A 21,320-nucleotide genomic window follows, 5' to 3' on the forward strand; every position below is an offset into this window, starting at 1 on the left:
TCAATAGGTGGGAACGGTCGGGTCGACCTGACGCGACCACGCGTCGATCCCGCCTTGCAGATTGAAGACATTGGTGTGGCCGCGCGATTCGAGGAACATCGCGACCTGGGCGCTGCGCGCGCCGTGGTGGCACACGCAGACGATTTGCACGTCGTCGTCGAGCTCTTCGCTGCGTGCGGGAATCTCACGCATTGGAATCGACACGGCGCCGGCGATCGACGCCGTTTGGATTTCCCACGGCTCGCGCACGTCGAGCAGGACGGGCGCGGGACGCGAAGTGTCGGCGAGCCATTCGGCGAGCGCTGGAGCGGACAGATTTTGCATCAGGAGGACATCCGGTTCAATTCAGAAGACGGCGGGTAGGCCCGCCGTCCGGATCGGCGCGCAAATCAGAACTTGAAACGCGAGGGCTGCACGGCGTTGATGAGCGGTTCGACATATGTTTCGAACACGTCGGCAATGCGGTACTGCTTTTCGTCGATACGCGTGATGATCTGTGCCTTCATGACCGGCGCGGTGCCGACGAACGCCGCCAGACGGCCGCCGATCTTCAGGTGATCGAGAATTTCCTGTGGCAGCACCGGCAGGCCGCCCGACACGCAGATCACGTCGTACGGGGCGGCGGCGGCCCAGCCGCGGGAAGCGTCGCCGGTGGCGACTTCGGCGTTCAGCACGCCGTTGGCGATCAGGTTGGTTTTCGCCAGTTCCGCCAGTTCCGGTTCGATGTCGACCGTCAGCACGTGCTGCGCGCGGTGCGCGAGCAACGCGGCCATGTAACCCGAGCCCGCGCCGATTTCGAGTACGCTTTCGTGTTTCTTCACCGCCAGTTCCTGCAGCACGCGCGCTTCGACGCGCGGCGCCAGCATGTGCTGGCCCGCCGGCAGCGGCACTTCGAAGTCGACGAAGGCCAGGTCGCGATAGACGGCAGGGACGAAGTTTTCACGCTTGACGATCGACAACAGATTCAGCACGTCCTGGTCGAGCACTTCCCAGGGGCGGATCTGCTGTTCGATCATGTTGAAACGCGCTTGCTCGATGTTCATGGTGGATTCGGCTCTGTGGTTTGGCGAGTTTTGCGATGTGCCACTGACCGCCGGCCTCGCAAGACAACTCGGCCCGCAAGGCACGTCAGGGTAACTGCGGGATTGTACCAAATGACTGTCACGATCCGCGCTGTGGCGGGCAGGGCGCCGCCCGCCACCCGACACCGGAGCGCGGCGTCGCGGCGCCCCTACAGGCTTCGCCGGCCCCCGTGTTAATCCCTAGCGGTCGGCCCTTGCGCTTCGCGCGTCGATCGCTCAAGAATGTAATCGATTACATTTTCGAGGCGAGCTCACTTGTCCAGATCGTCGTCCAGGAAGGCTCCGGCAGCGGTGCCCGTGGCGCATCCCCAGCCCGGCGTCAAGCCGTTGCGCGGCGCGGCCGACTGCATGTCGATTGCCGGTGTGGCCGAGCAGGCGGGCGTTTCGGTGGCCACCGTGTCGCGCGTGCTGAACGGCCACGAGAACGTGCGGCCCGCCACGCGCGACAAGGTGCTCGCCGCGATCGACGCCAGCGGCTATCGCGTCAACGAACTCGCGCGCAACCTGCGCACCGCCGAGAGCCGCCTGCTGCTGACCATGGTGCCGGACGTGGGCAACCCGTTTTACGCGGAGATCGTGCGCGGCATCGACAGCGTCGCGCGTCAGCACGGCTATTTCATGTTGCTGTGCGACACGGGTGCCGATCCAGGCCGTGAGCGCAGCTACTTCGATCTGCTGCGCCGCCGCCGCGCGGACGGCGCGATCTGTCTCGATCCCGCCACCATCCAGCAGGCGCTCGGCGAGGCCTCGGGTGCGCTGCCGTGGGTTGCGTGCTGCGAATTCGACCCGGCCATGGGCGTGCCGTACGTGGGGATCGACAACTACCGGGCCGCCGGCGACGCCGTCAGGCACCTGCTCGCGCGCGGGCACCGCCGCATCGGCCTGATCAATTCCGATGTCGATTACCTGTATGCGCGCCAGCGTCAGCAAGGCTATCTGGATGCGCTGACCGAAGCGGGCATCACGCCGGACGAACGCTGGCGCATGAACCTGAACAGCCTCGATTACGAAGCGGGCGCCTCGGCCGCGGCCACGCTAATGAATCAGCCGCAGGCGCCAGGCGCGATCTTCGCGGTTTCGGACACGCTCGCGATCGGCGTGATCCACGGCTTGCGCAGTGTCGGCAAGCGCGTGCCCGACGATATCGCGGTGGTCGGCTTCGACGATATTTCGCTTGCCGCGCAGATCGATCCGCCGCTCACCACCATCGCTCAGCCCATGCGCGAGCTGGGCGAAACCGCCGCGCGCCTGTTGCTGCAGCGGCTCGCCAATCCGTTGGCGAACGTGCCGGGCGTGCTGTTGCCGCATCGGCTCGTGATTCGCGGGAGCGCCTGAGCCATGAGTCTCGCGATCCGTTTCGACGATATCCGCAAAGACTTCGGGCCCGTGCGCGTGCTGCACGGCGTGAGTTTCGAACTGGCGCCGGGACGCATCTACGGTCTGCTCGGCGAGAACGGCGCGGGCAAATCGACGCTGATGAAAATCCTCGCCGGCTATGAAACCGCCACGTCGGGCAGCTTGCTGATCGACGGCCAGCCGCAGCAGTTCACCGGTTCGCGCGATGCCGAAGCGCAGGGCATCGTGCTGATTCACCAGGAGTTCAATCTCGCCGAGCATCTGACGATCGCGCAGAACATGTACCTCGGCCATGAAAAGAAGCGCGGCTGGTTCGTCGACGATGCGGCGATGAACACCGAGGCCGCCCGTTATCTCGCGCAGGTCGGTCTGGAGAAAGCGCCGGACACCCGGGTGCGTGAACTGATCGTCGCGGAAAAGCAGATGGTGGAGATCGCCAAGGCGCTGTCGCGCCGCGCGCGCCTGCTCATCATGGACGAGCCGACGGCGACGCTCACGCCGTCCGAAACCGAACGCCTTTTCACGCTGATGGCGAAGCTGAAGGCCGACGGCGTGACCATCATCTACATTTCGCACAAGCTCGACGAAGTGGAGCGCATTACCGACGAAGTGATCGTGATGCGCGACGGCCGTTTCGTCGCCCGCGGCGAAACCGCCGGACTTTCGCGGCAGCAGATGGCGAACCTGATGGTTGGGCGCGACGTGTCCGACATGTTCCCCGAGAAAATCACCGTGCCCGCCGACGCGCCGGTCGCGCTGAAGGTGCAAGGCCTCGTCGTGCCGGACTGGGTGGAGGACCTGAGCTTCGACGTGCGCGCCGGCGAAGTGCTCGGTTTCGCGGGACTGGTGGGCGCGGGCCGCACCGAGGCGTTCGAAGCGATCATCGGCCTGCGCAAACGCACGGCGGGCCGCATCGAGATCGCCGGCCGTCCCGCCGATCTGAAAAGTCCGCGCGACGCGATGCACCACGGCCTCACCTATCTCAGCGAGGATCGCAAGGGCAAAGGCCTGCACGTGAACCTGAGCCTGCAGGACAACGTCACGCTGATGACGCTCGAACGCTACGCGCATCCGCTGCTCGACATGAAAGCGGGGCGTGCCGCGTTGACCAAAGCCGTGAGCGAATTCGGCATTCGCACCGGCGATCTGTCGAGCCGTGCGCGCATGCTCTCCGGCGGCAATCAGCAGAAGCTCGCGCTCGCCAAGTATCTGCAGCCGGAGCCCGATGTGATCGTGCTCGACGAGCCGACTCGCGGCGTGGATGTCGGCGCGAAACGCGACATCTATTTCCTGATTCATCGTCTCGCCGCGCAGGGCCGCGCGGTGATCGTCATTTCATCCGAACTGATCGAGCTGATCGGCTTGTGTCACCGCGTCGCCGTGATGCGCGCGGGACGCCTGCAAGCCACGCTGACGCTCGAGCATCTGACCGAAGAGGAGTTGATCGCCCATGCGACCGGCACCCACTGAAGCCGTCCAGTCCGGCCGCGCGTTGCGCTTCGCGCATCGGTTGTATGCGCTCGGTCCGCTGGTTGGACTGATCGTGCTGTGCATTGTCGGCACGCTGCTCAACCGCGATTTCGCCACGCTCGACAACATGATGAACGTGCTCACGCGCACGTCGTTTATCGGCATCATCGCGGTCGGCATGACTTTCGTGATCATCTCGGGCGGCATCGATCTCTCGGTCGGCTCGATGGCGGCGCTGATCGCGGGCAGCATGATCTGGCTGATGAACGGGCTCGCGGCGGGCATAGACGGCCATACGTTCGCGCCTTTGCTGATTCTCACGCTCGGCATCGTGTTCGCGCTCGTGCTCGGCGGGTTGTTCGGCTGCGCGCACGGCTTGCTGATCACGAAAGGGCGGATCGAGCCGTTCATCGTCACGCTCGGCACGCTGGGCATTTTTCGCGCGGTGCTGACCTGGCTTGCCGACGGCGGCGCGCTGACTTTGGATAACTCGCTATCCGACTTATATGGCCCAGTGTATTACGCGAGTCTGTTCGGCGTGCCGGTGCCGATCTGGGTGTTTCTGGTGGTCGCGGCGGGCGGCGCGCTGATTCTCAACCGCACGGCATTCGGCCGGCATGTGCAGGCCATCGGTTCGAACGAACAGGTCGCGCGTTACGCGGCGATTCGCGTCGATACCGTGAAGATCGTCACCTACGTGCTGCTCGGCATTTGCGTGGGCGTCGCCACGGTCCTGTATGTGCCGCGGCTCGGGTCCGCCACGCCGACGACCGGTTTGCTGTGGGAGCTCGAGGCGATCGCATCGGTGGTGGTCGGCGGCACGGCGCTCAAGGGCGGCGAAGGCCGCGTGATCGGCACGGTGATCGGCGCGATCCTGCTGTCGGTGATCGCGAACATTCTGAATCTGACCAGCATCATCAGCGTGTATCTGAACGCGGCGGTGCAGGGTGTGGTGATTATCTTCGTCGCGTTCGTTCAACGTGGACGGCGGTAGCGGTGGAGCTTCAGATTGCGCTTCAAACTGCAATAACGGTGAGTTGAGATCGGGGCGCACGAACGCCTCACACAAGGAGACATAACCATGAAGCAGGTTCTTCGAGCGGTCGGCGCCGGCATGCTGGCGTTGGGAATACTGGGTACGGCGAATGTCGCGCGCGCCGATGAAAAGGTCACGCTGGGCGTCGCGATTCCAACAGCCGACCACGGCTTTACGGGCGGCATCGTCTGGTGGGCGAATAAAGCGAAGACCGATCTGGAGAAAGCGCATCCCGATCTGAAAGTGATCGTGAAGACCGCGGCCGGCGCGCCCGAACAGGCGAACCAGTTGCAGGATCTCGTGACCGTCAACAAGATCAACGCACTCGTGATCTTCCCGTTCGAATCGGCCTCGCTCACGCAACCGGTGGCGCAGGTGAAGAAGAAGGGCGTGTACGTGACGGTGGTGGATCGCGGCCTGACCGACACCAGCGCGCAGGACGCCTACGTGGCGGGCGACAACACCGCGTTCGGCAAGATCCCCGCCGAGTTTCTGGCGAAGGAGCTGGGCGGCAAAGGCGACATCGTCGCGCTGCGCGGCATTCCGACCACGCTCGACAACGAACGCTGGACCGCGTTCACGAACGTGATCAAGAACTATCCGGGGATGAAGATTCTCGACGCGAAGTACGCGAACTGGAATCGCGACGACGCGTTCAAGGTCATGCAGGATTACCTGACGCGCTTCAAGCATATCGACGCCGTCTGGGCGGCGGACGACGACATGGCCGTGGGCGTGATCAAGGCGATCGAGCAGGCCAGGCGCACCGACATCAAGATCGTGTTCGGCGGTGCGGGATCGAAGGGCATGGTGAAGAACGTGATGGACGGCGCGCCGATGATCAAGGCCGACGTATCGTATTCGCCGAAGTTCATCTACGACGCCATCAAGCTCACCGCCGAGGCGCGCCTGAAGGGCGAGAAGCTGCCGCCCACGACGATCATTCCGTCGGTGCTGATCACGAAGGAAAACGCGCAGCAGTTCTATTTTCCGGACTCGCCGTTCTGATCCCAGCATCCGGGGCGCGCCGGCGGGCTTGAGACGGAACTTGTGCCGCCGCGGCGCGGCGGGCGCGCCCCGTTCGAGGAACCGTACGATGAAAACCATCAAAGGCCCAGCCATCTTTCTCGCCCAGTTCATGGGCGACGAGGTGCCGTTCGACAACCTCGCGCATCTCGCCGAATGGGCCGCGGGTCTCGGCTTCAAAGGGATTCAGGTGCCGTGCGACAGCCACCTGATCGATCTCGAACAGGCGGCGTCGAGCCAGACCTATTGCGACGAGTTGCGCGAGATTGTGGACGACGCCGGCGTGACGATCACCGAATTGTCGACGCATCTGCAAGGACAGCTTGTCGCCGTGCATCCGGCCTATGACGCATTGTTCGACGGCTTTGCCGCGCCGCAGGTACGAGGCGACCCGGCCGCGCGCACGCAGTGGGCGATCGAGCAGATGAAGCTCGCGGCGAAGGCTTCGCAGCGTTTGGGCTTGAGCACGCACGTGTCGTTTTCCGGGGCGCTGGCGTGGCCGTATCTGTACCCGTGGCCGCAGCGCCCGGCAGGCCTCGTGGAAGCCGCGTTCGACGAACTCGCGCGCCGCTGGACGCCGATTCTCGACGCGTTCGACGCAGCCGGCGTGGACGTGTGCTACGAACTGCACCCGGGCGAAGACCTGCACGACGGCGTGACGTTCGAGCGTTTTCTCGATGCGGTCAAGCAGCATGCGCGCGCCAACATCCTCTACGATCCGAGTCATTTCGTATTGCAGCAACTCGACTACCTCGCGTTCATCGACATCTATCACGAGCGCATCAAGGCGTTCCATGTGAAGGACGCGGAGTTTCGTCCGACCGGCAAACAGGGCGTGTACGGCGGCTACAGCGGTTGGGTCGAACGTGCGGGGCGGTTCCGCTCGCTCGGCGACGGGCAGATCGATTTCGGCGCGATCTTCTCGAAGATGGCGCAATACGATTTCCCCGGCTGGGCCGTGCTCGAATGGGAGTGCGCGCTGAAGCACCCGCACGACGGCGCGCGCGAAGGCGCGGAATTCATTCGCCGGCACATCATCCGCGTGGCCGAGCATGCATTCGACGATTTCGCGGGCAGCGGCGTGGACGCCGCGCAGTTGAAACGCGTGCTCGGCATCTGACGGCGGCGAGCCAACGCAAAGGAGCGAGGACGATGCCACAACGAAGGCTCAGGCTAGGGATGGTCGGCGGCGGGCAGGGCGCGTTCATCGGTGCGGTGCATCGGATCGCGGCGCGGCTCGACGATCGTTTCGAACTGACGGCGGGCGCGCTGTCGTCCGATCCGCAGCGCGCGCAGGCGAGCGCCGCCGAGGCCGGCATCCCGCGCAGCTATGCCGACTGGCGCGAGATGGCGCGCGCCGAGGCCGCGCGCGACGACGGCATCGACGCGGTGGCGATCGTCACGCCGAATCATCTTCATGCACCGGTGGCGACGGCGTTTCTCGAAGCCGGCATCCATATCGTGTGCGACAAGCCGCTGGCGATTTCGCTGGCCGAAGGCGAAGCGCTGGCGAAACTCGCTCGCGAGAAGAACCGGTTGTTCGCGTTGACGCATACGTATTCTGGCTATCCGCTGGTGCGTCATGCGCGCGAACTGATCGAACGAGGCGATCTCGGCGAGATACGCGTGGTGCAGGTCGAATATGCGCAGGACTGGCTGGCGGAACCGATCGAAACGAGCGGCACGAACAAGCAGGCCGGTTGGCGCACGGACCCGGCGTTAGCGGGTCCGGCGGGATGTCTCGGCGATATCGGCACGCATGCGTATCACCTTGCCGCGTTCGTCACGGGCATGACGCCGCGCGCGCTGTCCGCGGAAGTGCATACGTTCGTGCCGGGACGCCGTATAGACGATCACGTGCAGGCCATGCTGCGCTATCCGAACGGCGCGCGCGGGATGCTGTGGGCGAGCCAGGTGGCGAGCGGCGTGGAGAATGCTTTGCGTTTGAGGGTCTATGGGACGAAAGCCGGTTTGAGTTTCGACCAGGAGAATCCGAACGAATTGTGGGTCACGCCGTTGGGCGGCGAAGCTGCGCGCCTGACGCGAGGGCGCGTGAAGAGCGCGATCGCGGCGCATGCGACGCGTGTGCCGCCGGGGCATCCCGAAGGTTATCTGGAAGCGTTCGCGCAGTTGTACAAAGATGCGGCGTTGCAGATCGAAGCGCTGGACGCGGGCCGCGCGTTGCCCGCCGAAAGTCTCTTGCTTACGACGGTGGAAGACGGAGTGGCGGGTTTGCGCTTTATCGATGCCATGCTCGCGAGCAGCGCGGCGGATGGGCAGTGGCGCGAGATTGGCAACGCCTGAGGCGTTGATACGGTTAAGGGTGTGGAGCGGTCGCTCCGTTCAGCCGCCCTTGCTTTTCTTGAGCTGCTCTTCGAACGCGATATCCAGCTTGCTCGCCTTGCGAGGCTTCGGCGGGCCGAAAGCGTCGACGAATTTGACGAAGTCGTCGAGCGTCAGCGGATCGGAGACTTTCTTGTCCGTACCGCTCGATTTGTCGACCAGATAGAACAGGCCGCCGGACAGGCTGATCGCGGCGAACTGTGGATTGCCGCTGCGGGTTTTCAATCGCTCGACGGCGTGGATGGCTCGGGTGGTTCGCATGGTGGGGGAGACGGCTAGCTGAAGGGTTGCACTTTACCAGCAAAACGCCACATTGCCGTCCGGTCGGCGGTGGCCGAGGTGCTGGTGCATGGCACTTCCACGCAGACCGAGCCCAAAATTTGTACGATTTTTAGTCGTTGTACGATTTTATGATACATTCAAAAAAAATCGTACACAAGCAAGTCATGCCGCGCACTGCCAACTCGTTCCTTGAAACCCAGATTCTCGCCGACGCATGCGACGCTTTCGGGCGCTCGACCGGTCTCTACAAGGCGAAGCCTGTTCGCAGGGGCCTGCCGCGCGGCGTCGCTGCCATCGAATTTGATCTGGTCGGACGCAAATTCGAGATGCCTGCGCTCGTCGCGACCCGGCTGGGCGCAGCGGATATCGCGAACCTGCTCCTCGCGGAACATCGGTCTTCTGCAAGGGAGACGCGTCCTCTCGAACGCCCGCTCATGCTGGTCGCGTCCTATGTCGAGCCGGAACTCGCCGGCCGTCTGATTGAGCAGAAAGTGCCGTTTTTGGACACAGCGGGGAACGTTTTTCTGAGCGAGTCTGAATGCATGGTGATGATCAGTGGCCGGCCAAAACCGGAGCAACTGAAAAAGTCGCCTGCGGGGCGTTCCACGACGCGCAAAGGCCTACAAGTGATGTTCGCTATTGCGACGCAACCGGGTCTTGTGTCGCAACCGTACAGAACTATCGCACAGGCCTGCGGCGTCGCATTGAGCACCGTGAACCAGGTCATCGACGATCTGCAGTTCCGGGGGCTGGTCGCGCTGAAAAGCAGCGGCGAGCGCATCTTTCCCGACAAGCAGAAATTTGTCTCCGAGTGGACAAGCCTTTATCCGACCCGGTTGCGATTCAAGCTTGGAGCCCGACGTTTCGCCAGCACGACGCCTGACTGGTGGCGCGAGTTCGACTTCGCAAAGTTCGACGCGCGTCTCGGTGGCGAGTCGGCCGCTGACATCCTGACGCACGAGTTGAAGGCTGCAAACGTCACCGTTTACAGTCGTGTTCCGCTTGGCAATCAGTTCATGCTGAGCGCCAGGTTGCGCCCTGATCCGCGTGGCGATGTCGAGATTCTCGAAGCGTTCTGGCCGGAGCCTCTCGAGAGCGCCTGGATAGAATCCGGCGGCCAGCCGCTAGTCCACCCACTTCTCATCTACGCGGACCTCGTCGCCTCAGGCGACAGCCGTAATCTTGCCGCCGCCACGCAAATCTATGAGCAGTACATTACCCAGTCTTAAGGTTGCCGCAGAGCGACCCGTGCACCCCGTCACCGCGGCGCTGCTTGCCCATGTCCAGGAGACAGCGAATTGGCTCGGCGCCAAGTTTGTCGTGGCCGGCGCGACAGCACGGGATCTGGTGCTTTGGCATGTGCATGGCATTCGAGCGGAACGTGCTACACGCGATGTCGACGTTGCCGTTTGTGCGATCAGTTGGAATGCGTACGGCGCGCTGATTGCCGGGCTCGAGCGAACAGGCCTGTTCAGGGCGAGTACCGGGGCCCAGCAGACCCTGGTTTTCGATGATCCGGACATTGGTCATCCGGTGCCGTTGGATCTGGTTCCATTCGGTGAGCTTGAAGCCCCTGAAGGTTCGGTCGCCTGGCCGCCCAAGGGCGAAGTCGTGATGAATGTTCTCGGCTTCCGGGAGGCTATTGATACGTCCGTCGAGATCGACATTGGCGAGCGTCTCACGGTACCGGTCGTGACCCTGCCGTCTCTGGCGCTTCTAAAGATTCTTGCGTGGCACGACCGGCGCGCCTTGAGAAATGCCGACGCGTCGGACCTGCTTCTGATTCTTCGCAACTACTGCGACGCGGGCAATGCGGAGCGCATCTGGGTGGACGGGGCAGACCTGCTCGAGCAGCATGATTTCGACGTCGATCTCGCTGCGTCGGCGCTGCTCGGCCGCGAATCGCGACAGATCGCTTTGCCGGCAACCTTCGATGCCGTCTCCGCGATCCTCTCGGACAATGCTGTATACGACGTGCTGAGGCGCGACATGCTGGCCCGTGCCGTCATTCAGATGCTGGACGACTTCCCCGATGGATCCGACCGGACGTTATCGGCTTTCCGGGATGCATTCCTCGGCATATCGACCAGCGCTTGAACCGTTGGGAACGGGTAACGAGGTCCGCCTTGAGCTGAGTTACTGGCTCAAATAAACGAACTTACCGTTCCTGATCACGCCCATCACGCTCGCCCGCTGATCCAACCCAACGTGATCCTTCGGGCTCGTGTTGACCACGCCGTTCGGCACCACCAGTTCATGCGCATGTTCCAGCTCGTCACGCAGCGCCGTGCGGAACGCCGGCGTGCCCGGCTGCGCCGTCTTCAGCGCACGGGCCACCGCGTCCTGCAAGCGCGGATACACACCGGCTGCATCGCCCGCGAACTGCGTCACGCTGCCCGGGCCGTACTTTGCCTCATATTCGTTCGTGAAGGCGAGCGCCGCCTTTTTCGCCGGATGATCGGCCGGCAGCGTACGCGCCACCACGACCGGCTGGGTCGGGAACAGCGTGCCTTCCACGTCCTTGCCGCCCAGCTTGATGAACTCGGGCGTGGCGATGCCATGCGTCTGATAGATCGCGCCCTTGAAGCCGCGCTCGATCAGCGTGCGTTGCGGCAGCACCGTCGGCGTGCCGGCGCCCGCGATCAGGATCGCGTCGGGCCTGGCGGCCATCAGCTTCAGGATCTGGCCGGTGACGCTCGCGTCGGTGCGGTTATAGCGCTCCGTGGCGACCAGCTGAATATGGCGCAGCGCCGCGAACTTGCTGAACTCGTTCAGCCAGCTTTCGCCGTAGCCGTCCGCGAAACCGATGAAACCGACCGTCTTCACGTTGTGGTTCGACATGTAGCGCGTCATCACGTCGGCCATCGCGCTGTCGGTCTGCGCCATCTTGTAGGCCCATACCTTCTTGCCTTCCTGCGGCTCCACCACGCTTGCCGAGCCGATCAGTGTGATCATCGGCGTCTGGCTTTCGGCGACCGGATCGAGCGCGGCCATAGCCGCCGGCGTGATGTTCGGGCCGACGATCACGTCCACGTGGTCTTCGTTGATCAGCTTGCGGATATTGCGCACGGCGGCGCCGGGGTCAGAGGCGTCGTCGAGGAAAATGTAGTCGGCCTTCTGGCCGGCGATGGTGGCGGGCCACATCAGCATCGCGTTCTTGCTGGTGATGCCGATCACGGCCGCCGGGCCGGTGCTCGACAGGTCGATGCCGACCTTGATGTCGGCGTGTGCAGCGGTGGCGAGCAGGAGCGCGCTCAAACTAAAAGCGGCGGCGAGGCCGCTGATTCTTTTCTTATACGACGTCATCGAAGGGTCTCCGTAGCAAGAAGCGGTGGTGATATCAAAGTTCGTAGGTTTCGTGTTCGCCCTTGAGCGCCTGCTCGATCAGCTTGCGGTTCATGCTCGGCGACAGCAGTTCGACGAGCGTGTACACATAGCTGCGCAAATAAGCACCCTGTTTCAGCGCGACCCGCGTCACGTTGCTGCCGAACAGGTGGCCGACCGGCATGGCGCGCAGATGACGGTCGCGCTCGGCGTTGAACGCGATATCCGCCATGATGCCGACGCCAAGGCCCAGTTCCACGTAGGTCTTGATTACGTCGGCGTCGATTGCCTCCAGCACGATATCCGGATGCAGACCGCGCAGGCGGAACGCCTCGTTGATCTTGGTGCGGCCGGCGAACGCGTTGTCGTAGGTGATCAGCGGATACTGGGTCAGATCATCCAGCGACAAAAGTTTGCGGTCGAGCAGCGGATGATCCGGTTGCATGACCGCCACGTGGTGCCACTGGAAGCACGGCAGCGACACCAGTTCCTTATAGTTGGAGATCGCCTCGGTGGCGATGCAGAGGTCGGCCTGGTCGTGGATCACCATTTCGGCGACCTGAGTCGGGCTGCCTTGCAGAATCGAAAGGTGGACCTTGGGAAAGCGCTTCTTGAATTCGGCGATCGCGGCGGGCAGCGAGTAGCGCGCCTGGGTGTGGGTGGCGGCGATCACCAGATTGCCCTGGTCCTGCGCCGCGTAATCTTTACCGACCCGTTTGAGGCTCTCGACTTCCTGCAGAATCTTCTCAACCGACTGAAGAATGATGCGCCCCGGCTCGGTCAGCGAGCGCACCCGCTTGCCGTGTCGTGTGAAGATTTCCACGCCGAGCTCGTCCTCCAGCTCGATGATCGCCTTGGAAACCCCCGGTTGGCTTGTAAACAGGGCCTTCGCCGCTTCCGTCAGGTTGAAATTCTGCCGCACTGCCTCGCGGACGAAGCGGAACTGGTGTAGGTTCATATATAACCTCTCCGCATATCAAAAGAATTTTTTAGTCGTTTGAAATATAAGGCGAGTTTATTACGATCTGTCCATCTTTTTCAATATGGATATCTGTATTTGTCATAAGCAAATGAACGATGGGTCTAAACGTTCATCTGCGGCTGCTGACAAAGAGAGGTATTCAAGGCGCGGCGGAACCGGACCGCCGTGTATCACTGCAAAAATTGGGGTCCCCGAATGTACCAATACGATCAGTACGACCAGACCATCGTCGATGAACGGGTCGCGCAGTACGCCGATCAGGTTCGCCGCCGCTTGTCGGGCGAATTGAGCGAAGAGGAGTTTCGTCCGCTGCGCCTGCAGAACGGCCTGTATATGCAGCGTCACGCGTACATGCACCGCATCGCGATTCCCTACGGCAACCTGCGCAGCGACCAGATGCGCGTGCTCGCGCAGATCGCCCGTGAGCATGACCGCGGTTACGGCCACTTCTCGACGCGCTCGAACATCCAGTACAACTGGATCAAGCTCGAAGAAACGCCGGAAATCCTGCGCAAGCTCGCCGCGGTGCAAATGCACGGCATCCAGACCTCGGGCAACTGTATCCGCAACATCACCGCCGACCAGTTCGCCGGCGTGGCGCCGGATGAAGTGGTCGATCCGCGTCCGTGGGCTGAAATCCTGCGTCAATGGTCGACGTTCCACCCCGAATTCGCGTGGCTGCCGCGCAAGTTCAAGATCGCCGTGTCCGGTTCGAAAGAAGACCGCGCTGCCGTGCAGATTCACGACATGGGCGTGTATCTGAAGAAGAACGAGCAGGGCGAACTGGTGGTCGACATTCTGGCCGGCGGCGGCATGGGCCGCACGCCGATCATTGGCGCGATCATCCGCAAGGATCTGCCGTGGCAACATCTGCTGACGTACTGCGAAGCCGTGCTGCGTGTGTATAACCGCTACGGCCGCCGCGACAACATGTACAAGGCGCGGATCAAGATTCTCGTGAAGGCGTTGAGCCCGGAGAAATTCTCGGCGCAAGTCGAAGAAGAATGGCAGCACCTGAAGGACGGTCCTTCGACGCTCACGCAAGCCGAAGTGGATCGCGTGTCGCAATACTTCCAGCCGCCGGTCTACGAAAAGCTCGCGGATACGGACGCTTCTTATGAAAAGCATCTGCTGGAAAACCGCGCGTTCGCCCGTTGGGTCGAGCGTAACGTGCGTCCGCACAAGGTGTCGGGCTACTCATCGGTGACCTTGTCTTTGAAGCCGACCACCATCGCCCCCGGCGATGCAACGGACGCGCAGATGGAAGCGGTCGCCGATTGGGCCGACGAGTACTCGCTCGGCGAAGTCCGCGTTTCGCACGAACAGAACCTGATTCTCGCCAACGTCAAGAAGCGCGACCTGTTCGCGCTGTGGGAAAAGGCCAAGGCGGCAGGTTTCGCGACGCCGAACATCGGCTTGCTGACCGACATCATCGCGTGCCCGGGCGGCGACTTCTGCTCGCTCGCGAATGCGAAGTCGATTCCGATCGCGCTCGCCATCCAGGAGCGTTTCAACGATCTGGACTACGTGTACGACCTGGGCGACGTCTCGCTGAACATCTCGGGCTGTATCAATGCGTGCGGTCACCACCACATCGGCAACATCGGCATTCTGGGCGTCGATAAGGACGGCTCGGAGTGGTATCAGGTGACGCTCGGCGGCGAACAGGGCTCGGGAGCCACCGGCGCGCACCTCGGCCGCGTGATCGGCCCGTCGTTCTCGGCGGAAGAAATGCCGGACGTGATGAGCAAGGTGATCGATACCTTCGTGGAAAACCGTCACGAAGGCGAGCGCTTCATCGAAACGTATAACCGCATCGGCATCACCCCGTTCAAGGAACGTGTGTACGCCTCGCGTCAACCGGCTCACGCGTAACCGCGAAAAGGATACTGAACAGATGGCTTCTATCATCAAGAATCGCGCGATCGTCAACGATGACTGGACGGTGGTGCGCCCGGCCGAAGATGGCACGCTGCCCGCATTGAACGACCTGCCCGCAGGCAAGGTGCTGGTGCCGCTCGCGTTGTGGCAGGCTGAGCGTGATGCGCTGAGCGCTTCGCGCAGTGCCGCTGAAATCGGCGTGTGGCTCGCGCCGGATAGCGAACCGGCGGATATCGTCGCCGACTTCGACAAGATCGCGCTGATCGGCGTGGACTTCCCGGTGTTCCGCGACGGCCGCGGCTATAGCATCGGCCGCCTGCTGCGCGAGCGTTATGGCTACAAGGGCGAACTGCGCGCGATCGGCGACGTGCTGCGCGATCAGCTCGCGTTCATGTTCCGTTGTGGCTTCGACGCCTACGCGCTGCGCGCCGATAAAGACTTCGACGACGCGCTCAAGGCGTTCGACGAATTCAGCTTCAACTATCAGGGCGCGGTGAACTCATTGCCGCTGTTCCGCCGCCGCGAATCGGGAGAATTGGGCGAATTGGCGAAGGCCTCGGCATGAGCGAAGTCCAAGCCCTCACGCTGGAACTCGCAGCGAAGGTGGAGCGCCTCGATGCGCTGCTCGATTCGATCGCCGCGCGTCATGCGAACGTGAAGCTCGCCAGCAGCCTTGCCGCGGAAGACATGCTGCTCACGCACGCGATTCTCTCGCGTGGCGTGAAGATCGGCATCTTCTCGCTGAACACGGGTCGTTTGCATGCTGAAACGCTGGGCATGCTCGATCGTGTGAAAGAGCGGTACGGTTACGAGATCGAACAGTTTCACCCGCAAGCCGCCGCGGTCGAGGAGTATGTCGGCACGCACGGTCTGAACGCGTTTTATGAAAGCGTCGATCTGCGCAAACGCTGCTGCGAAATCCGCAAGGTCGAGCCGTTGAACCGCGCGCTGTCGGATGTCAGCGCATGGGTGACGGGCCAGCGCCGCGAGCAGTCGGTGACGCGTGCCGAGTTGCATGCGGAAGAGCACGACGCCGCGCGCAATATCGCCAAATTCAATCCGCTGACCGACTGGACCGAAGCCGAAGTGTGGGCCTACCTGAAAGCGTTCGATGTGCCGATCAATCCGCTGCATGCGCGCGGCTACCCGAGCATCGGCTGCGAACCTTGTACGCGCGCCGTGCGTCCCGGCGAAGATAGCCGGGCAGGGCGCTGGTGGTGGGAGTCGCGCGATACGAAGGAATGCGGTCTGCACATCACGACGATTGCGCCGATCGCGGTCGAGCGCGGCGCGGACGCCCAGGCCTGAAGTTTCAGCGAACGGGCCTTGGCTTTTGGCCCGCACGCTGCACATATCGATTTGAATACTTGCGCTTCGGCGAGCAACCGCTCGCTGGGCGTATCAACGAAGGACCCAAACATGAGCGCCACGCTCGATTCCACTGTCAATGCACCGCTCGCCAACACGGCAGACCGGATGGATCACCTCAATTGGCTCGAAGCCGAGTCGATTCACATCCTGCGCGAACTGGTTGCCGAGTGCAGCAAGCCCGCGCTGCTGTTTTCGGGCGGCAAGGATTCGGTCGTGGTGCTGCACCTTGCGCTGAAGGCCTTCGGTATCGGCGCGAATCGCAAGACCGTGCTGCCGTTCCCGCTCGTGCATATCGACACCGGCCACAACTACGAGGAAGTGATCGACTTCCGCGATCGTCGCGCGCAAGAGATCGGCGCGGAACTGGTGGTGGGTCATGTGGAAGATTCGATCAAGCGCGGCACGGTGCGTCTGCGCCGTGAACTGGATTCGCGCAACGCCGCGCAAGCGGTGACGCTGCTCGAAACCATCGAACAATACGGCTACACCGCGCTGATCGGCGGCGCGCGCCGCGACGAAGAAAAGGCCCGTGCGAAAGAGCGCATCTTCTCGTTCCGCGACGAATTCGGCCAATGGGATCCGAAGGCGCAGCGCCCGGAACTGTGGAGCCTGTACAACGCGCGCCTGCATAACGGCGAACACCTGCGCGTGTTCCCGATTTCGAACTGGACCGAACTCGACGTGTGGCAGTACATCGCCCGTGAAAAGCTCGAACTGCCGTCGATCTACTACGCGCATGAACGCGAGATCGTGCGCCGCAACGGCCTGCTCGTGCCCGTCACGCCGCTCACGCCGATGCGTGAAGGCGAGACCAGCGAAACCGCGCAGGTGCGTTTCCGTACCGTCGGCGACATTAGCTGCACATGCCCGGTGGAGAGCGATGCGGACGATATCGAGAAGATCATCGCCGAAACGGCGGTGACCGAAATCACGGAACGCGGCGCGACGCGCATGGACGATCAGGTCTCCGAAGCCGCGATGGAACAGCGTAAGAAGCAAGGTTATTTCTAAGCACACGGACGAGGGTAAGACAATCATGAGCGGTATTCACCAACCAGAAGACCTCGGCGTGCTGCGTTTCATCACTGCGGGCAGCGTCGACGATGGTAAGAGCACGCTGATCGGCCGCCTGCTGTACGACAGCAAGGCTGTGCTTTCAGATCAACTTTCGGCCCTGTCGCGCGCGAAGAATAAGCGTACCGTCGGCGACGAAATCGATCTGTCGCTGCTGACGGACGGTCTCGAAGCCGAACGCGAGCAAGGCATCACGATTGACGTCGCGTACCGTTACTTCGCTACGGCGAAGCGCAAGTTCATCATCGCCGACACGCCGGGTCACGAGCAATACACGCGCAATATGGTGACGGGTGCGTCGACCGCCCATGCGGCGATCATTCTCGTCGATGCAACGCGCGTGACGTTCGTGGATGGTGTCGCGCAACTGCTGCCGCAAACCAAGCGTCATAGCGCGATCGTCAAGCTGCTCGGTTTGCAGCACGCGATCGTCGCGATCAACAAGATGGATCTGGTCGATTACAGCGAGCAGCGCTTCAACGAGATTCGTGATGCGTACGTCGAACTCGCGCGTCAACTGGGCTTGAACGATGTGCGCTTCGTGCCGGTGTCGGCGCTCAAGGGCGACAACATCGTGACGGCCAGCGAACGCATGCCGTGGTACGCGGGCGAACCGCTGCTCGACCTGCTCGAAGCGCTGCCGGTCGAAGTGCCGACGGGCCAGGCGCTGCGTTTCCCGGTGCAATGGGTGGCGCGCCAGGACGGCAGCCAGGCCGACGATTTCCGCGGCTACATGGGCCGTGTGGAAGCCGGCGAAGTGAAGCTCGGCGATACGATCGTCGTGTTGCCGGCCAATCGTGAAGCAACGGTGGCTGAAATCATCGCGCCGGTGCCGGGCGGTACGGCTGCGGTGGACCGCGCGTTCGCCGGTCAAACGGTGACGATTCGTCTGGCGGAAGACGTCGACGTGTCGCGCGGCGACACTTTCGTGCTGCGTGAAGAGGCGCCGGAACCGGCCAAGAAACTGGAAGCCGACCTGTGCTGGTTCGACGACACGCCGCTGTCGACGCAACGCAAGTATCTGTTGAAGCAGACCACCAACACGGTGTTCGCGCGGATCGGTGCGATCAAGGAAGTGCTCGACGTGCACACGCTGTCGCAGGCGACGGATCGCAAGGATCTGACGATGAACGACATCGGCCGTGTGGCGCTGACGTTGCAGAAGCCGCTGGTGTGCGATGTGTACGACTCGCATCAGGGCACGGGTGCGTTCGTGCTGATCGATGAGGCGACGCATCATACCGTTGCGGCGGGGATGATTCGGGCGTTTTCGGCGTAAGTTAAGTGTGACGCTTGTAGATTGCTGCGTCATGCCGGTGCCCTAACGGACAGGTTGAGGCAAATGGGTAAGGTTTATCTGATCGGCGCAGGGCCGGGTGCTGCGGACCTGATTACGGTGCGTGGCGCGCGGCTTCTGGGCGCCGCCGATGTGGTGTTGCACGATGCGCTCGTCGAGCCGGCTATGCTGGACTATGCGCCTTCGCGTGCGCGGCGGATTGCTGTTGGGAAACGCTGCGGGCAGTTGTCGACGGCGCAGCAGTTCATCAATAAGCAAATTGTGGATGCTGCTTTGGAGCATGACGTGGTGGTGCGCCTTAAAGGCGGGGATCCGATGTTGTTCGGGCGTGCTGATGAGGAAATGCGCGCGCTTGAGGCTGCCGGCATCGAGTATGAGGTTGTGCCTGGGATTACTGCTGCTCTCGCGAGTGCTGCTTCTTTGAAACGGTCGCTGACGTTGCGGGGTGTGTCGCGCAGTGTTGCGTTGGCTACTTTTAGCCGGGCGCCTGGGTCTGAGGAGATTCGCGAGCAGGTTAATGCGGATTCTCTGGTTTTTTATATGGGCCGGGATAGTGGGGTGGAGATTGCGCAGCAGTTGATTGAGGCTGGGCGCGGTGTGGCTACGCCTGTGGCTATTGTTGAGGCTTGTTCTACTGCGCGTGAGCGGATGCTTTTTCTTACTCTCGAAGAGTTGGCTGCTGGGGAGGCGCAGAAGTGGGTTGATGCTTCGCAGCCTAGTTTGCTGATGATTGGGGAGGCTTTTGCTGCGCGGCAGGTCGGTGTGGTCCGCTCCGCGGATGGGTTGTTGGTCGCGGCTTGAGGTTCTTCGTTTCTTCTTCTCTTGGCCATTTTTGCTGCTTGCTTTCGGTGTTGGCCTTTCCTTGATTTCGTGTCGGTCTATTAGTGTTGCCTGTGCGGGGCGGCACTTACTTTCTTTGCCGCCGTGTATGGGCTCGGGACATGGGTAACACCCGTATCGGGACATAGGTAACACATTTAACCAGTCATTTCGTCAGGTTCAGGTTGATGGTGTCGAAGTGATGATGGGCAATGTAAAGGTCGTAGCAGTCAGGTTGCGTTGTGCTCCGCCGGATGGCGACGGGCAGATTCTCAAGCGCGCTTGAGACCTTGAAACGTCGGGACATGAAGCGCAGTTCGCCGTTCACGCGCACCCGAACGACGGTGTCTGCGTCGCCATACTTCAGCGGCGGTAGCCGCTCAGGATAGGGGCGTGGACTTGGCCTGTAGCGCGTGATTGGCGTATCCATGTCCAGCGTCTGATGGGGGCGCTGCGTGTTGTAGACGATACGCCAGGTGTCGAATGCCCGCTGCGCGCCACAGAAACTGGCGAAGTGCCTGCCGCTGAGCAGCTCAGGCTTCAGCGTGCGGTGAAACCGCTCGTCCTTGCCGTTGGTCTGCGGATGTGCCGGACGGCTGTACGATATCTTCACGCCCAGACGGATCAGCCAGATGCCCAGCATGGTGAGCTGTCCTGGCTGGGCAGGACTGCCCCACGGCGAGCCGTTGTCGGCGTTGATGCGCAACGGCAGCCCGTAACGGCGAAACGCGTCGCGCCGCCGCCTGCGCACGGCCTGCGTGTCGGTCGTGCCGCATGCGTCGAGTACCACATTGAAGCGTGAATGATCATCAAGCACGGTGAGCGGCGAGCAGCGCCGGCCATCGTTAAGCTCGATCCAGCCCTTGAAATCCATCTGCCACAGATCGTTGGGCTGCTCGTGCTCGAAGCGCTTCCAGGGCGTCGCCGCCACCGATGCTTCGGGCACGGTCAGGCCGTGTCGATGCACAATCCGGGTCACGGTGCCCGCTGTGGGCACGACAGGCTCACCGAGATCACGCAGTCGCCGTTCGAGCTTGCGTCCACCCCATCGATGTTCGTTACGTAGCGAAACCACGCGCTGCTCAATCTCGGGGGGCGTGCGGTTCGGGCTGGATAGCGGCCTGCGCGAGCGGTCTTCCAGCCCGGCTTCGCCAGACTGTGCGTACCGGTGAGCTACTTGTAGCCGGTCTTCGCGCTGATGCCGTAACGCTGGCACAACTCGCGACGGTGGGCGCCTTTTTTGCAGGGCGAGCCGAACAAATTCCAGACGCAGGTTCACGGTATCTCTCGGGTTCCACGACATGGCCAGCTCCGGAAAAAACGTCTTCAGAGTGTTACCCATGTCCCAGTTCCATACACGGCGGCAAAGAAAGTGAGTGCCGCCTCGCGCCGCAATGCTCTCAACTTAAGCCCCGCTGCATCAAGCGAGTTTGTACGGGAGATGGAAGTGGGGCTTGGCTTTTCTGGGTGGTCTTGGATAGGCGCGTGAGGGCTGTATCCGGCATCGGGTCTGGTGGATCATTTCCAGCACACCGGCGAGGCCGTCCAGACAGCGCCGGATGCGCAGAAGGCACGCGCCGAGGATAGGCTTGAGTGCGCCCAGTGCATACACCCGGTTAGGACGGCTGGCATGTCTGTCGCCGTGCGGCGCATCGAGATCGCTGAGCAGTGTGCACAGGTTGTCGGCGAGGATTTTTTTGCGCCGAAGTCCTGCTGTAACGCCAGGTGGCACCGTTGAACGGTTTCCCAATCCGGAGAAGCTGGTGAGCTATTTCGGGCTGAACCCGTCGGTCTATCAGTCGGGCCCAACGCCCGCCAGGCACGGCCACATCACCAGGCGGGGACGTTCTTACGCGCGAGGATTGCTCGTCGAGGCAGCCTGGGGCGCAGCACAGGCGCCCGGCCCTCTGCGCGCTTTCTTCCTGCGCGTACGCGACCGTCGCGGCCAGCAGGTCGCCATTGTCGCGACGGCACGCA

General features: G+C 62.5%; 21 protein-coding genes and 1 pseudogene. 15 read left to right on the top strand and 7 right to left on the bottom strand.

Annotated features, from left to right (window positions below):
• Both NE850_RS38380 and NE850_RS38385 read right to left on the bottom strand, forming a co-directional pair.
• A complete protein-coding gene (locus NE850_RS38380) occupies positions 1 to 324 on the bottom strand; it encodes a rhodanese-like domain-containing protein (RefSeq protein ID WP_310700311.1) in 324 nt (107 codons plus the stop codon).
• A gap of 65 nt (positions 325 to 389) precedes the next feature.
• On the bottom strand, positions 390 to 1,043 hold the full coding sequence (locus NE850_RS38385) for a protein-L-isoaspartate O-methyltransferase (protein ID WP_310700312.1): 654 nt from the start codon (positions 1,041 to 1,043) through the stop codon (positions 390 to 392).
• A 294-nt stretch (positions 1,044 to 1,337) separates the two neighbouring features.
• On the opposite strand from NE850_RS38385, the gene NE850_RS38390 reads away from it, so the two are divergent.
• The 6 genes from NE850_RS38390 to NE850_RS38415 all read left to right on the top strand — a co-directional run bounded on the left by NE850_RS38390 (position 1,338) and on the right by NE850_RS38415 (position 8,274).
• Positions 1,338 to 2,417, top strand: coding sequence for a LacI family DNA-binding transcriptional regulator (locus NE850_RS38390; RefSeq protein WP_405044928.1), 1,080 nt, complete (start codon positions 1,338 to 1,340; stop codon positions 2,415 to 2,417).
• Between the two features lie 3 nt (positions 2,418 to 2,420).
• On the top strand, positions 2,421 to 3,908 hold the full coding sequence (locus NE850_RS38395; RefSeq protein ID WP_310700313.1) for a sugar ABC transporter ATP-binding protein: 1,488 nt from the start codon (positions 2,421 to 2,423) through the stop codon (positions 3,906 to 3,908).
• On the top strand, positions 3,889 to 4,902 hold the full coding sequence (locus NE850_RS38400; RefSeq protein WP_310700314.1) for an ABC transporter permease: 1,014 nt from the start codon (positions 3,889 to 3,891) through the stop codon (positions 4,900 to 4,902). The genes NE850_RS38395 and NE850_RS38400 overlap by 20 nt, the downstream gene beginning before the upstream one ends.
• A gap of 87 nt (positions 4,903 to 4,989) precedes the next feature.
• A complete protein-coding gene (locus NE850_RS38405; RefSeq protein WP_310700315.1) occupies positions 4,990 to 5,952 on the top strand; it encodes a substrate-binding domain-containing protein in 963 nt (320 codons plus the stop codon).
• A gap of 88 nt (positions 5,953 to 6,040) precedes the next feature.
• Positions 6,041 to 7,090, top strand: a complete 1,050-nt coding sequence (locus NE850_RS38410; RefSeq protein WP_165184908.1) for a sugar phosphate isomerase/epimerase — start codon at positions 6,041 to 6,043, stop codon at positions 7,088 to 7,090.
• 32 nt (positions 7,091 to 7,122) lie between these two features.
• Positions 7,123 to 8,274 (top strand): Gfo/Idh/MocA family oxidoreductase, encoded by a 1,152-nt coding sequence (locus NE850_RS38415; protein WP_310700317.1) that lies wholly within the window; start codon positions 7,123 to 7,125, stop codon positions 8,272 to 8,274.
• Between the two features lie 39 nt (positions 8,275 to 8,313).
• Here the strand turns inward: NE850_RS38415 and NE850_RS38420 are convergent, their stop codons facing one another.
• Positions 8,314 to 8,574 carry a hypothetical protein gene (locus NE850_RS38420; RefSeq protein WP_310700318.1) on the bottom strand — a complete coding sequence of 87 codons (261 nt, stop codon included), beginning with the start codon at positions 8,572 to 8,574 and terminating at the stop codon, positions 8,314 to 8,316.
• 158 nt (positions 8,575 to 8,732) lie between these two features.
• Positions 8,733 to 8,987, bottom strand: coding sequence for a hypothetical protein (locus tag NE850_RS38425; protein ID WP_310700319.1), 255 nt, complete (start codon positions 8,985 to 8,987; stop codon positions 8,733 to 8,735).
• Positions 8,988 to 9,029: 42 nt separating this feature from the next.
• On the opposite strand from NE850_RS38425, the gene NE850_RS38430 reads away from it, so the two are divergent.
• Together NE850_RS38430 and NE850_RS38435 are read left to right on the top strand one after the other, a co-directional pair.
• Positions 9,030 to 9,824 (top strand): type IV toxin-antitoxin system AbiEi family antitoxin, encoded by a 795-nt coding sequence (locus tag NE850_RS38430; protein WP_310700320.1) that lies wholly within the window; start codon positions 9,030 to 9,032, stop codon positions 9,822 to 9,824.
• Positions 9,799 to 10,692, top strand: a complete 894-nt coding sequence (locus tag NE850_RS38435) for a nucleotidyl transferase AbiEii/AbiGii toxin family protein (RefSeq protein ID WP_310700321.1) — start codon at positions 9,799 to 9,801, stop codon at positions 10,690 to 10,692. The genes NE850_RS38430 and NE850_RS38435 overlap by 26 nt, the downstream gene beginning before the upstream one ends.
• Positions 10,693 to 10,731: 39 nt before the next feature.
• On the opposite strand, the gene NE850_RS38440 is transcribed toward NE850_RS38435, so the two are convergent.
• Both NE850_RS38440 and NE850_RS38445 read right to left on the bottom strand, forming a co-directional pair.
• Positions 10,732 to 11,901 (bottom strand): ABC transporter substrate-binding protein, encoded by a 1,170-nt coding sequence (locus NE850_RS38440; protein ID WP_310700323.1) that lies wholly within the window; start codon positions 11,899 to 11,901, stop codon positions 10,732 to 10,734.
• A 34-nt stretch (positions 11,902 to 11,935) separates the two neighbouring features.
• A complete protein-coding gene (locus NE850_RS38445) occupies positions 11,936 to 12,877 on the bottom strand; it encodes a CysB family HTH-type transcriptional regulator (RefSeq protein ID WP_091796464.1) in 942 nt (313 codons plus the stop codon).
• A gap of 219 nt (positions 12,878 to 13,096) precedes the next feature.
• Between NE850_RS38445 and NE850_RS38450 the strand changes: the two genes are divergently transcribed.
• From NE850_RS38450 to cobA, 6 genes are all read left to right on the top strand, one after another.
• Positions 13,097 to 14,776 carry a nitrite/sulfite reductase gene (locus tag NE850_RS38450; RefSeq protein WP_165184916.1) on the top strand — a complete coding sequence of 560 codons (1,680 nt, stop codon included), beginning with the start codon at positions 13,097 to 13,099 and terminating at the stop codon, positions 14,774 to 14,776.
• Between the two features lie 22 nt (positions 14,777 to 14,798).
• Positions 14,799 to 15,347 carry a DUF934 domain-containing protein gene (locus tag NE850_RS38455; RefSeq protein ID WP_310700324.1) on the top strand — a complete coding sequence of 183 codons (549 nt, stop codon included), beginning with the start codon at positions 14,799 to 14,801 and terminating at the stop codon, positions 15,345 to 15,347.
• Complete coding sequence (locus NE850_RS38460; protein WP_310700325.1) at positions 15,344 to 16,090, top strand: phosphoadenylyl-sulfate reductase; 747 nt, start codon at positions 15,344 to 15,346, stop codon at positions 16,088 to 16,090. Before NE850_RS38455 ends, NE850_RS38460 begins: the two co-directional genes overlap by 4 nt.
• Positions 16,091 to 16,201: 111 nt before the next feature.
• Positions 16,202 to 17,164, top strand: coding sequence for a sulfate adenylyltransferase subunit CysD (gene cysD / locus NE850_RS38465; protein ID WP_310700326.1), 963 nt, complete (start codon positions 16,202 to 16,204; stop codon positions 17,162 to 17,164).
• 25 nt (positions 17,165 to 17,189) lie between these two features.
• The gene (locus NE850_RS38470) at positions 17,190 to 18,506 is read left to right on the top strand and encodes a GTP-binding protein (RefSeq protein WP_310700327.1); all 1,317 of its coding nucleotides are present in this window, start codon (positions 17,190 to 17,192) and stop codon (positions 18,504 to 18,506) included.
• A gap of 63 nt (positions 18,507 to 18,569) precedes the next feature.
• The gene (cobA, locus tag NE850_RS38475) at positions 18,570 to 19,325 is read left to right on the top strand and encodes a uroporphyrinogen-III C-methyltransferase (protein ID WP_310700328.1); all 756 of its coding nucleotides are present in this window, start codon (positions 18,570 to 18,572) and stop codon (positions 19,323 to 19,325) included.
• Between the two features lie 184 nt (positions 19,326 to 19,509).
• On the opposite strand, the gene NE850_RS38480 is transcribed toward cobA, so the two are convergent.
• A complete protein-coding gene (locus tag NE850_RS38480) occupies positions 19,510 to 20,646 on the bottom strand; it encodes an IS481 family transposase (protein ID WP_310700330.1) in 1,137 nt (378 codons plus the stop codon).
• 424 nt (positions 20,647 to 21,070) lie between these two features.
• On the opposite strand from NE850_RS38480, the pseudogene NE850_RS38485 reads away from it, so the two are divergent.
• Positions 21,071 to 21,320, top strand: a pseudogene (locus NE850_RS38485) (transposase); the annotation flags it as partial.

The sequence above is a fragment of the Paraburkholderia sp. USG1 genome, assembly GCF_031570135.1.
Classification (GTDB): Bacteria; Pseudomonadota; Gammaproteobacteria; order Burkholderiales; family Burkholderiaceae; genus Paraburkholderia; species Paraburkholderia dioscoreae.